Origin of the sequence: Massiliimalia massiliensis (genome assembly GCF_900155615.1) — a bacterium.
Classification (GTDB): Bacteria; Bacillota; Clostridia; order Oscillospirales; family Ruminococcaceae; genus Massiliimalia; species Massiliimalia massiliensis.
Window position 1 is genome coordinate 130691 of sequence record NZ_FUHT01000003.1, and the last position, 12931, is coordinate 143621.

A 12931-nucleotide genomic window follows, 5' to 3' on the forward strand; every position below is an offset into this window, starting at 1 on the left:
ATGAAAGATGAAATCAGAAGCAATCTGGGTTGTAGAACCAAAAAAAATTGAAATCCGGACAATTGATGTTCCGGATCCGAAGTACAATGAAGTGCAGATTGAAACAAAGGCCTGCGGAGTTTGCGCTTGGGATTCCTATCTTTATCAGGGAATCAGCGCGCCCGGCCCGATCCCTTATATCATTGGCCATGAGGCGGCGGGTATTGTACATAAGGTTGGAGCAGGCGTTACCAATGTAAAACCGGGTGACAAAGTGTTTTGCGCCAGCGGCAGCAATGACATGATGAGCCAGTACTTTAATGTTGGCGGAGATTGTGTTGCTAAAATCCCGGATGATACCACCGACTTTGCGGCTTGGGTAGCGGAGCCGACAGTCTGCGTAGTAAACCTGCTGAAAATTACAAATATCCAGCCTGGCGACAAGGTCGTCTTGGTTGGCGCAGGATATATGGGGCTTTTGACCCTGATGGGCCTCCAGGCTTATCCGGTTGGTGAGCTTACCGTATTCGAACTGCGCGAAGACCGCCTTGCGATGGCCAAAGAGTATAACCCCACCTATTGCTTTAGCCCTGAATCCGAAGAGGGGAAGGCGCATATTGAAAGGCTGGCTGCTGAGGGCGGCGCCGACGTAGTGATTGACTTCGGCGCAACAGATTCCGCGTATGAGCTGGCGGACAAGGTGATCCTGCATGACGCGGGCAAATTTGTTCTTGGCTCCTGGCACCGCCATGAGGAAACCTTTGACGGCACGCATTGGCATATGAGCGGGGTTACTGTTTATAATCTTTCCCCGAACAGCAACGCACATTTCCGGGATATGATTCCGCGTACTGCCGCTCTGATTAAGAGAGGTGTTTACAACCCCGGGAAGCTTGTTACCCACGTTGCTGATTACCATGACGCAGAACCGGTATTTATCAAGTCTATTACCAAAGAAGACGGTTATATGAAGGGTGTCATTACCTTCTAAAGCAGCGCTATAAATAAAAAGCTGAGAAGCCCCAACAAGGCTTCTCAGCTTTTTATATTTAGGCTCCTCTTTCTTGCAATGAAATAGGCGGTATGGTATAATAACGTGAAACGGGGTGTTTCGCGTTTCAAAAAACAGTTCTTAAAAATGAGTTCCTTCACGCTTTGCAGCGCCGCCAGTTTTATCCCGGCGATTTTATGGTATAATAAGGAAAACCAACGATTTGCCTGCAGGGCGTTTTTTTGCTACGCGGTTAGCGCGGACAGTCACCTGGATGCTTGGAAGCTTTTTAAGAGTATTGGCCGGAGAATGCATCTGTAAATCATAGAGAAAAAACTAGGAGTAAGCCATGAAACCATATGATTACTTAATTGTGGGCGGCGGGCTGTTTGGCGGCGTGTTTGCGCAGCAGGCCACAGCGCACGGAAAAAAGTGCCTGGTTGTTGAAAAACGGCCGAATCTGGGCGGAAACATTTATTGTGAAAATGTAGAGGGAATTAATGTCCACAAATACGGCGCGCATATCTTCCATACAAAATTGGAGCATGTGTGGCGGTATGTCAACCGTTTTGTTACCTTTAACCGCTATACCAATTCCCCTATTGCCAACTATAAGGGCGAGCTTTACAACATGCCGTTTAATATGAACACCTTCCACGCGATGTGGGGAGTAATAACGCCGGAGCAGGCAAAGAAAAAGATTGAGGAACAGCGTGCTGAAATTACCGGCGAGCCGAAAAATCTGGAGGAACAGGCGATTAGCCTGGTCGGAAAGGATATCTATGAGAAGCTGGTAAGGGGATATACTGAAAAGCAGTGGGGCAGGAGCTGCCGGGAGCTGCCGGCCTTCATTATTAAAAGGCTGCCGGTGCGGTACACCTACGATAACAACTATTTCAACGACCCGCATCAGGGCATCCCGATCGGCGGCTATAACCGGCTGGTTGACAGACTGTTTGAGGGCTGCGACGTTGTGCTGGATACTGATTTCCTTGAGGATCGCGAAAAATGGGTGCAGAAGGCAGAGAAGGTCGTTTACACCGGCACCATCGATTCTTACTTTGATTACCGGTTTGGTGAGCTGGAATACCGCAGTATCCGGCTGGAAAACGAGACTCTGGATACAGATAATTATCAGGGGGTAGCGGTTGTCAACTATACAGACCGGGAAACGCCGTTTACACGGATTATTGAACACAAGCATTTTGAGTTTGGGAATCAGCCGAAAACAGTGATCAGCCGGGAATATCCCAGCGAGTGGAAACTGGGGATGGAACCCTATTATCCTGTCAACGACAGCCATAACCAGGAACTCTATCAAAAGTACGCCGCTTTGGCGGAGAAGGAGCGAGGTGTTTTGTTCGGCGGCCGGCTGGCAGAATACCGCTATTATGACATGGATCAGGTAACTGCTTCCGCTCTCAGGGCAGCAGAGAGGGAGTTTGGCGCCATCCTTTAGGGACGGCATATTGGCACATGGGATCGCGCGCCCGAAAACGGGCCGAGGACTGTTCAGAAAGGAAAAGGAAAAATGCCGGAAGAAATTAAAATCAGTGTGATTATGCCTGTATATAATGTAGAAAAGTTTGTCGGCAAGGCGATTGAGAGCATCCAGAACCAGACGTTAAAGGAGATAGAATTTCTGATTGTGGATGACGGCACGCCGGATCGAAGCGGGGAAATCTGCGATGCATACGCCCAAAATGATTCCCGTATCCGGGTGTTCCACAAGGAGAATGGCGGCGCGCCGAGCGCCCGGAATTTGGCGATTGAAGCAGCAAAGGGAAAATATATGTACTTCATGGATTCGGACGACTGGGCAGAGCCGACGATGCTGGAGGATATGTACCGCCTAGCAGAGGAGCATCAGGCACAGCTTGTTGTAGCCGGCTTTTTCATCGAAACCTATTACAGCGATACGGAATATGTTACAACAGAGCTAAGCGACCGTGACCGGGCTTTTTCCACACAGCGAGAATTTCGGGAAAACGCTTACAGGCTCTTTGACAAGAATTTATTGTATACTCCCTGGAACAAGCTGTTTCTTTCTCAATATCTATTGGAAAACAACCTGCGCTTCCCCCAGACCTGGATGGATGATTTTCCCTTTAACCTGATGGTTATCCGGGATGTGGAACGGGTTGTGGTGACCTCTAAGAAGTATTATCATTTCATGCGCGCGCGCGCGGAATCGGAAACAGCCCGTTACCGCGACGATCTCTATCCTAAACGGGAAGAGGAGCACACCTGGATGCTGGATTTATATCAGCACTGGGATGTTTCGGACGGAGAAAGCCTGGAGATGCTCTACCGTCGGTATATCGAACGGGTGGTTGGCTGTATCGAAAATGTTACAAACGTAAACTGCACGCTGAATGCAGGACAGCGCCGGGCAGCGATCCGGGAAATCGTGAGAAACCCGCGTGTAGCGGAAGCCTTTGGTTATGCAAGGCCCCGGTCTAACTATATGAAACTGATGCTGCTCCCAATCCGGTGGAGAAACGTGACGTTATGCCATCTGGAGGGGAAAATAATTTCTTATGTAAAAACCAGGAATGTAAAAACCTTTGCAAAACTGAAAGCCGGCAGATAGATTCTGTCGGCTTTTGCCGCGGGAAGAAAGAGGTGCAGAATGAATACAAAAGAACAGGTGCTGCAGATGCTGAAACAGCATGCGGGCGTATTCCTTTCCGGGAATGCTCTAAGCCAGTCGCTTCAAATCACCCGCGCCGCAGTCTGGAAGGCGGTGCGTTCCCTGCGGGAAGAGGGCTATCAGATAGAGGCGGTAACGAATCGGGGATATTGCCTGGCCGAGCCGGAGGGCGGATTTCTGGAGGAGGAGTCACTGAAGGCGGCAATGCCGAATGGAAGGCTATGTAGGAGGCTGATCCTGCTCAAGCAGGTTGATTCAACCAATTCCTATGCCAAAAAGCTCGCGGAACAGCCTGATTCGGATGGTACGGTAGTAGTAGCCGAGACCCAGACACAGGGAAAGGGGCGGATGTACCGCCATTTCTATTCTCCTTTGCGGGAGGGTGTGTATTTCAGTGTGGTTCTGCGTCCGGACATTCATCTGGATGAGCTCAACCTCCTGACGCTGACTGCGGCGCTCAGCGTTGTAGAAGCGGCGGAAGCGCTGACCGGAACCCGGCCCAAGATCAAATGGCCGAATGATGTAGTCTGGAATGGAAAAAAGCTGTGCGGAATCCTGACAGAAAGCTCAGTGGAGAGTGAAACCGGGAGAGTTCAGTATACGGTGAGCGGAATAGGAATTAATGTCAATAACCGCAGCTTCCCGGACGAGCTGCAGCAAACAGCATGCTCCCTGTGGCAGATTGGCGGGAGGACATTTTCTCGGCAGCAGGTCATCGTGACGGTGCTCGGGCGGCTGGAACGGCTTTTGGCAGACGATTGGTTTTTGCGGCATCGGGAGGAAATGCTTGCCGAGTACCGCGAGGATGTTGCGCTGATCGGGAAGGAAATCGACCTGATTTATCCGAGGGAAAAGGTGCATGGAAGGGCGCTCGGGATTGATGCGAAGGGCGGTTTGCTGGTTCGGACAGAGACGCGGGGAGATACAGTAATCTATAGCGGAGAGGTAAGCGTCAGATAATCCGGAAATATTTTGTTTTTATTGGATAGAATTATGAATTATATATTGCTATTTCACCAAATATCTGTTAAAATGATACCATCTGTTTAGTATTGACGTTTAGGAGGTTTTTTCATGTCAGAACATGCAAGCGGAAAAGATGGCTGGGGCTCAAAGCTAGGTCTGATCCTTGCGATGGCCGGGAATGCCGTCGGGCTGGGTAACTTCTGGAAATTCCCATATATGGCGGCAGGCAACGGCGGCGGGGCGTTTATGATCCCGTATTTTATTGCGCTGCTATTATTAGGGTTTCCAATTATGGTAATGGAATGGCAGACCGGGCGTTTTGGAGGAGAACACGATGAGAACACTCTGGGAGCCATGGTTTATCTCCAGGCAAGGCAGGGGCTGAAGCCAAAAACCGCACTCGCGATTGGCTCTATCAGCGGCGGGCTTTGCTTTGCGATTACATTATTGATTAACTCGTATTATACCCATATTGTCGGCTGGACGCTGAACTATTCTGTGATGTCCTTTGCCGGAGATTATATGGATCACTCCATCAATACAGGAGAATTATTCGTCGGGATGATTTCAAGCCCTACCAGGGTATTCCTGTTCTGGATCATTGTTCTTATTATGCTGGCCTATGCGGTTTCACGCGGGATCAGCGGCGGAATTGAAAAGTGGGCGAAGGTTATGATGCCTGCGCTTTACCTGTTTGCGATTATTTTGGTTGTTGCCGCGTTTACCACCGGCAGCCCGGTTAACCCGGACTGGTCTGCGCTGAAGGGCCTGAACTATGTCTGGAACCCGGATTTCAGTAAACTGACCTGGGGCGGGACAATGGCGGCCTGTGGGCAAATCTTCTTCTCGCTGTCTATCGGGATGGGGCTGATCTGCCATTATGCTTCTTATCTGAAAAAAGAGGATGATGTAGTAATTTCCTCGGTATCAACCGTTGCGTTGAATGAATTTGCAGAAATTGTCTTGGCAGCTTCCATTGTTATCCCAATCGGCTATGCCTATTTAGGACAGGAAGTTTTAGAAAATGCCGGTCCGTCCCTGACCTTTATCACATTGCCAAACGCGTTCCGCGACATGCCATTGGGGCAGTTGTTCGGCGGGCTGTGGTTTGTGTTGCTGTTCTTTGCCGGATTTACCTCTTCTATGGCGCTGTACAGCTATGTAACCACCTTCTTATCCGAGATCGCGCGCATCAGCAAGAAAAAAGCCTCCTGGATTATTATGGGCTGTTTCCTGATTGTCGGCTTCCCGGTTGCGTTTGAAACTATTCTGAACAAAGTGGGAAATACCTTCTATCTAGATGAACTGGATTTGTGGATTGGGCAGTATTTCCTGCTGATCCTGGGATTGATCGAGGTAATTGTATTTACACGCTGCATGCCTAGAGAACAGCAGTACCGAATCAATGAAGGAGCTTTAAAGAAGCTGCCGAAGCCGTTTTTTAATGTCCTTCTGCGGTATGTTACCCCGCTGATGCTGATCGTTGTGCTGATTGCGGCGACAATAGAGCGAATCAACAGCGGCGCTATGGCTTTGATTCCGGGCGGCTTTGCGGAGGACGGTTCTCTGGCCGATCCGATGCGCGTGCTGTGGGTGAATCTGGCCCGCGTCGTTATGATCGCCATTTTTGTTGCGGCGACTATTATCACACGCAATTATGTGAAACACCGTTATGGTGATGAACTGGCAGCGAATGCTCCGGTGAAAGAATAGGAGGGCTGAACATGGGAGACTTAACAGTTGGCGCGCTCATCTTTATGATTATTGTATGGGCTGTTGTCCTTGGGGCAGCCGGAATATCCATGAAAATGCTGATTTCACAGGATCAAAAGAAAAAGAAATAAGAGTGATTTGAAATAATGATGAAGAATGAGGATTTGCTCGAGGTATTGGAAACATTATCTCAGAAAATGCAGGAGACAGATTTACTTGGCAGCAGTAAGCAGCGGCTTTTAAAAACGGTACAGGAGCTGACGGTTCAGTTTTCGATGCTTGATGTGCCGGAAAGATTCGACGAGGTTTACCGGTCGCTAATCAGTAAAGGGAAAAAGCTTGCTGCTTATTACCGGATTGATGCTGATCCGAAGGAGCTGCAGGGAAAAACCAGGTATTATCTGGGCTATCTTGGCGCGGCTTATGGAGACTTTACCGGTCAGGTGAAGAATATCCAGCCGTTTTACCGGGTCTTTCTGTTGTGTGCAATCCTGTTTATGATTCTTTCCCCACAGTTCCTTACACCGATCTTTTCGATTGTATTTATTGTTCCGATTGCATTGGCAATGAAGGGGATCAAGCAGCGCGTCCGCAGCGGCTTTTGGCTCGCGATGCTGCTGGTGCCAATTTCCATTATGACGGCCGTTATGTGGGTGCGCAATGGAGTTTATGTGCTTGGGAATTTTTCTCAGGCAGTGGCGCAGACAATGGAAGGTTCGGGCATGGGAGAAACCTTTTCTACAGTAATAACAGTGGCCTGCCCAATTCTTGGATCTGTCCTGATGGTACTGGCGGTTGTTCTGTTGATACAGGGATATCATGTGCGGAAGTTATTTGTATAATGGAGAAAAACACACCGCTGTGATTGCGGTGTGTTTTATTTTAGAAGCAGCGTGAAATGATTCTTCGCGCCGGATTTTTGAAAGGTATGGTGGTATGATGAAAAAATTGATTGTGATTCCGGATTCCTTCAAAGGAACGCTGAGTTCTTCAGAGATTTGCGGTGTGATAGGAGAGAAGGCGGAAAAAATTTTTCCGGGCTGTCAGGTTGCTGCCCTTCCTGTGGCGGATGGCGGCGAGGGAACGGTAGACTGCTTTTTGCAGGCCATGGAGGGGGAAAAGGTTTCCCTGACTGTAACTGGACCCTGGTTTGAACCAGTGGAAAGCTTTTACGGCCGGTTTGGTGAGACTGCAGTAATTGAGATGGCGGCTGCGGCGGGATTGCCGATGGTAGGGGAGCGAAAAGACCCGTCCCGCACCACCACCTATGGTGTTGGAGAGCTGATCCGCCATGCTATTGAACAGGGCGCCAGGGAAATCGTGCTGGGAATGGGCGGAAGCTGCACCAATGACGGAGGCTGCGGCTGTGCCGCGGCATTGGGCGTCGAATTTTTAGATGAACAGGGAAATGCCTTTACACCGATTGGGGCGACGCTATCGAAAATCAAAGCGATTCGCCTGGAAAAGGCAGCAAAACGATTGGATGGTATCCATGTAACTGCGATGTGCGATGTAGAAAATCCAATGTATGGCCCAACTGGAGCGGCCTGTATCTTTGGCCCGCAAAAGGGAGCGGATGAGACGATGGTTTCTTTTCTGGACGAACAGGTAAAGTCCTTAGCGGCAAAGCTGGAAACAGATCTTGGATGCACAGGGCTGGCTGAACTGGAGGGAAGCGGCGCCGCGGGGGCATTTGGAGCAGGCGCGGTGGCCTTTTTGAATGCTGAACTGAAATCCGGTATAGAGACAGTGCTGGATTTTGTAGAGTTTGAAGAGAAGCTTCAGGGAGCAGACGCAGTCTTTACCGGAGAGGGACGATTTGACTCTCAGAGCCTGCACGGAAAGGTGATCAGCGGGATTGCCAAAAGAATGCAGGGAAGCGGTATCCCTTTGTATGTACTGGCCGGGGACTTGACAGAGGATGTGCCCGAAGCCTATGACTGCGGTATTACTGCGCTGTTCAGCATCAACCGGGGCGCCGTCCCGTTTGAAATAGCCAGGAAACACAGCAGGGAAAACCTCGCTTATGTAGCGGAGAATATTTTCCGGACTATAAAGGCCGGCAATATCCGATAAATTTCCTTTTCAACCGAATATTTTCCATATACAGTGAAAAAAAGTTGCGGTAGAATGAATTCGTGAACGGGCACGAAACATCACTATCATGGATGAAAGGAAGAACCGCAATGAAAGTTTTTATTAATCCTAATCGTGAAATTGGGAAACGAAACCCAATGATTTACGGGCATTTTATCGAACATTTTCACCGCCAGATTTATGGAGGGGTTTATGATCCGGGCAATCCGCTCTCTGACGAGGCAGGCTTGCGGACAGATGTGCTGGAGGCGATGCGGAAAATTAAGGTTCCTGTACTGCGCTGGCCGGGCGGCTGCTTTGTATCTTCCTATCATTGGAAAGATGCGGTCGGCAAAGAACGGATTCCATTGTTTGACAAAGCTTGGCGGGTTGAGGACCCGAACACCTTTGGAACGGACGAATACCTTGATATGTGCCGGAAGCTTGGCTGCGAGCCCTATATCTGCACCAATGCGGGAACCGGGACTCCCGAGGAGATGAGCGATTGGGTAGAGTACTGTAACCTGGAGAACGAAGGCCAGTATGCCAAACAGAGGATCGCAAACGGACATGAAAAGCCCTATGCGGTTAAATACTGGAGCATTGGAAACGAGAACTATGGAAGCTGGGAGATCGGGGCAAAGTCGGCAGGCGAATGGGGAAGGCTGGTAAATGAGTCGGCCAAGATGATTAAGCATGTCGACCCCACTACGGAACTGACGGCTGCTGCGCTTACCGATCTCGACTGGAATATTAACCTTTTGAAGCACTGCTCCGACCGCCTGGATTGGATCTCTATTCACGAATATTGGGATGGTATACACCAAACAAATGATTATGCAGACTATGAGCAGGTAATGGCCTATACCTATGACATTGACCATTCGATTCGGGAAGTCCGGGGTTTGCTCGAAGCAATGGGACTGGAAAAGAAGATCAAAATCGCCTTTGACGAATGGAATCTGCGCGGCTGGTACCATCCGAATATGCATACCGTTCAGATGGCCGTGGATAAAAAGGACTATCTGTATCCACGGGACAAAAACGATGACAATACAAAATATACCATGGCTGACGCAGTCTTTACCGCCTGTTTCCTGAATGCCTGCAACCGAAACTGCGACATTGTGGGAATGGCAAACTTTGCGCCGGTTGTGAATACACGGGGCTGTATTTATACAGATCAAAATGGAATTGTCCTGCGCTCAACCTATCACGTTTTTGACCTGTATGTCAATTATCTTGGCGATATTGTGCTGGATCTCTGGAATGAAACGCCGCGATTCCTGTCCGTCCGCCATAAAAACGGCGAGAAGCTGGACGTAGAGGCAGTTGACCTGCTGGCTACAAAATTCTCGGACAGGGAGGGTATTGCTCTGGCGGCGGTAAATAAGGATGCCAGCCAGGGATGTGAACTCACTGTGGAGGTTGGGGAAGCTGCACGTTACCAGGTTCATACAATCTCTGGTAGCAGCACAGAATCTTATAATGACGTAGGGCACGACGAGGTAATGATTCAGTCTACCGAATGGCAGACCATTACCGATGCGCTTAAGGTGGTGCTCCCGCCGCATTCCATTAATGTTATTTCAATTGAATAAGTGTTTAGAAAAAAATGTCAGAATACCCCGGTATTCTGACATTTTTTTTATTTCTTTCTTTGTATAATAACAGGGAAGATGTAAAGTTGATACAAATAGATAAAAAATATTAAAATATTACATATAGTATAAAAGAAAGGGAGACCAATATGGTAAAACTCGAGGAAAAGGAAAACGGGTTGACCGCTTATTTGAGCGGAGATATTGACCATCATACAGCAGGAGAAATCCGGGAACTGATCGACAGTAAGGCTGAACAGGTGCGGCCGCAGACTCTGAATCTGGATTTTAAGGACGTCACCTTCATGGACAGCAGCGGGATCGGTTTAGTCATGGGAAGATATAAACTGATGCAGTCGCTGGGAGGAAAGGTGGCTGTCACCAATGTCTCGGCCCATATCCGTAAAGTAATGATCCTTGCCGGGTTGGACAAGCTGGTTGTAATCAAGAAGTAAAGGATGGGAAAAAGATGAAAATACTGAATGAAGCGAATATTAATTTTTTAAGCCGCTCCTCCAATGAGAGCTATGCCCGTATGGCAACAGCCGGTTTTTTTGCACAGCTCGACCCCACGGTAGACGAGATCAGCGATATTAAAACGGCCGTTTCGGAAGCGGTAACAAACTGTATTGTCCACGCTTACCGAAATACGCTGGGAAAGGTATACCTAACAGTACGGATCCTGGAGGATCGGACGGCATACATAAAAATACGGGATCGTGGATGCGGGATTGACGATATCAAACAGGCAATGGAGCCGATGTTTACAACGGCAAAACAGGAAGAACGCGCGGGGCTGGGATTTGCAGTCATGCAGGCGTTTATGGATAAGGTAACGGTTCGGTCTGCACCCGAAAAAGGAACCACAGTTGTGATGATGAAAAAGTTGCAGGCGCGCGGCGATGATTAAAAGCAAAGCGGAGCGCGATGACTTTGCTGAGAAAAATCTGGGATTGGTTCATCTATGTGTCAAACGCTTTAAGGGCCGGGGAATTGAATACGACGATCTTTATTCCGCCGGCTGTGTGGGACTCATCAAAGCGATTGACGCCTTTGATGAGGAACGGGGCGTTCAATTTTCAACCTATGCGGTTCCGGTGATTTTGGGAGAGATTAAACGTCTATTCCGTGACGGCGGGGCAATTAAGGTCAGCCGCAGCCTGAAGGAGCTGTCGCTGAAGGTAGTGCGGGAAAAGGAGAAATTCATTAAGGAAAATTCCCGTGATCCACAGCTCTCAGAGCTTAGCGAGCGGCTGGGCGCAGCGGAGGAAGAGATCGTAGAAGCACTGAACGTCAGCAGTCCGCCGGTTTCTCTGACCGATGAGGATGAATCAGGGGAAGGGCGGCAGCTTGATATCAGGGTGGAAAACCATGAGGAACAGATTGCCGAACTGCTGTCGCTTAAGGAAGTGGTGAACAGCCTGGAAAGCCGTGACCGCAGGCTGATTATCCTGCGTTATCTCCGGGGAAAAACACAGACAGAAACAGCGAAGGAGTTATCGATGACACAGGTGCAGGTGTCAAGGCGGGAAAAAAAGATTTTGACTGCATTGCGCGAAAAGCTGTTGGAATAAAAAATAGGAGCAGGCCTGCGGTAAGACGCGGCCTGCTCCTGCTATGTCACAGCCTGTTTTTTATGATGGGGATCATCTCTCCCGCGAGGAAAAAGGAACCGCAGACGATAATATAGTCCTGCTCGCCTGAACGGTCTAACGCTGTCTGAAAAGCTTCCGATAAATTACGGATCACAGAAACAGAGGGACAGACTCCTTCTGCCAGCTCCGCCAGCAGCTCCGGCCGGACTGCCCTGGGGTTTTGTATCGGCACACAGATCACCTCGTCCGCTTGCCGGCAGACAGCCTGCAGGGAATGTCCGTAATCCTTATCCGCCATCATCCCGACAATCAGGTTTTTTTTCTGCTGGATCATTTGGAGAGTTTGGGAAAGCGCCTGCAGCCCCTCCGGGTTATGCGCGCCGTCCACGACGACTACCGGGTTTTGCCGCAAAATCTGAAACCGCGCGGAAAAGCGGGTTTCCTTCAAGCCTTCTGTTATGGCGGAGCCAGGAAGGACAAAACCTTTCTGTCGAAGCAGCTCCATCGTTTGGATAACCGTAACTGCATTGTAAACCTGATGCGCTCCTACCAGGGAGATTTCATAGGTCTTCCCTGCATAGAAAAAAGCGGAGCCGGTTAGGTCGGAACGTATAATCTGCACTTGATTGGGATTTGCGAGATGAAGCCGGCTGCCGGTTTTTGCACACTGCTCCATCAGGACGGCAATCGCGTCCAGATGCTGCCTGGGGTAACAGACGCAGTCTGAATTTGGCTTGATGATGCCGGCCTTTTTGGCCGCGATTTCTTCAATTGTATCTCCAAGAACTCTGGTATGATCCAGGGAAATGGAGGTGATAATCTCCGCAAGCGGCGTTTTGATCACATTAGTAGAATCGTGTATCCCCCCCAGGCCGACCTCCAGGCAGACGATATTGCAGCCCTTGCTGAGAAAATACAGGAAGCCGATGGCGGTCACCACGTCAAATTCATTGACGAATTGGTTCCTGGTCTTCATTTCCTCTAGTATTGGCCGGAGTGCCTCTACCAGCGCGGCCAGCTCCTGCTGTGAAATCATTTCTCCATCCACCTGAAACCGTTCGCGGAAATCGACGACATAGGGAGAGGTAAAGACCCCGCAGCGGTAGCCGGACAGGGTGAGTATCTTTGCGCACATCGTCACAGTGGAACCTTTTCCGTTTGTGCCGGCCACATGGATGAATTTGAGCTGATCCTGCGGATTTCCCAGCGCGTTCAGCAATGGGAGAAGCCGGTCAAGCTCCGGGTTGGGGACAAAGGGGCGGAAGGAATGGATATATTCGAGCGCCTGGGAATAGGTCATAAGAGATCCCTCCTGTTATCCTGAAAGATACCCCCATCCTGATTTGGGATGGGGGCT

Annotated in this window: 12 protein-coding genes; 11 read left to right on the forward strand and 1 reads right to left on the reverse strand. The window is 49.6% G+C overall.

The window, feature by feature from the left end; translation table 11 throughout:
* Window positions 1-7 precede the first annotated feature (7 nt).
* From CZ360_RS04660 to CZ360_RS04710, 11 genes are all read left to right on the forward strand, one after another.
* On the forward strand, window positions 8-970 hold the full coding sequence (locus tag CZ360_RS04660) for a zinc-dependent alcohol dehydrogenase (RefSeq protein ID WP_077533051.1): 963 nt from the start codon (window positions 8-10) through the stop codon (window positions 968-970).
* Between the two features lie 349 nt (window positions 971-1319).
* Window positions 1320-2429, forward strand: coding sequence for a UDP-galactopyranose mutase (gene glf / locus CZ360_RS04665; RefSeq protein ID WP_077533052.1), 1110 nt, complete (start codon window positions 1320-1322; stop codon window positions 2427-2429).
* Window positions 2430-2501: 72 nt separating this feature from the next.
* A complete protein-coding gene (locus CZ360_RS04670; protein ID WP_077533053.1) occupies window positions 2502-3563 on the forward strand; it encodes a glycosyltransferase family 2 protein in 1062 nt (353 codons plus the stop codon).
* Between the two features lie 39 nt (window positions 3564-3602).
* Window positions 3603-4583, forward strand: a complete 981-nt coding sequence (locus CZ360_RS04675) for a biotin--[acetyl-CoA-carboxylase] ligase (RefSeq protein ID WP_077533054.1) — start codon at window positions 3603-3605, stop codon at window positions 4581-4583.
* A 114-nt stretch (window positions 4584-4697) separates the two neighbouring features.
* A complete protein-coding gene (locus CZ360_RS04680; RefSeq protein ID WP_077533055.1) occupies window positions 4698-6302 on the forward strand; it encodes a sodium-dependent transporter in 1605 nt (534 codons plus the stop codon).
* Between the two features lie 146 nt (window positions 6303-6448).
* On the forward strand, window positions 6449-7144 hold the full coding sequence (locus tag CZ360_RS04685) for a hypothetical protein (protein WP_077533056.1): 696 nt from the start codon (window positions 6449-6451) through the stop codon (window positions 7142-7144).
* 94 nt (window positions 7145-7238) lie between these two features.
* On the forward strand, window positions 7239-8378 hold the full coding sequence (locus CZ360_RS04690) for a glycerate kinase family protein (RefSeq protein WP_324612697.1): 1140 nt from the start codon (window positions 7239-7241) through the stop codon (window positions 8376-8378).
* 110 nt (window positions 8379-8488) lie between these two features.
* Entirely contained in the window at window positions 8489-9979 is a 1491-nt protein-coding gene (locus CZ360_RS04695) for an alpha-L-arabinofuranosidase C-terminal domain-containing protein (RefSeq protein ID WP_077533057.1), read from the forward strand.
* A 149-nt stretch (window positions 9980-10128) separates the two neighbouring features.
* Window positions 10129-10434, forward strand: coding sequence for an STAS domain-containing protein (locus CZ360_RS04700; RefSeq protein ID WP_077533058.1), 306 nt, complete (start codon window positions 10129-10131; stop codon window positions 10432-10434).
* 14 nt (window positions 10435-10448) lie between these two features.
* Window positions 10449-10889: an anti-sigma F factor gene (gene spoIIAB, locus CZ360_RS04705; RefSeq protein WP_077533059.1), complete on the forward strand. Its 441-nt coding sequence runs from the start codon at window positions 10449-10451 to the stop codon at window positions 10887-10889.
* Window positions 10882-11553, forward strand: a complete 672-nt coding sequence (locus CZ360_RS04710; RefSeq protein WP_077533060.1) for a sigma-70 family RNA polymerase sigma factor — start codon at window positions 10882-10884, stop codon at window positions 11551-11553. Before spoIIAB ends, CZ360_RS04710 begins: the two co-directional genes overlap by 8 nt.
* Window positions 11554-11599: 46 nt before the next feature.
* Here CZ360_RS04710 and CZ360_RS04715 read toward each other — a convergent pair whose 3' ends face one another.
* A complete protein-coding gene (locus CZ360_RS04715; protein ID WP_077533061.1) occupies window positions 11600-12874 on the reverse strand; it encodes a bifunctional folylpolyglutamate synthase/dihydrofolate synthase in 1275 nt (424 codons plus the stop codon).
* Window positions 12875-12931: the final 57 nt, after the last annotated feature.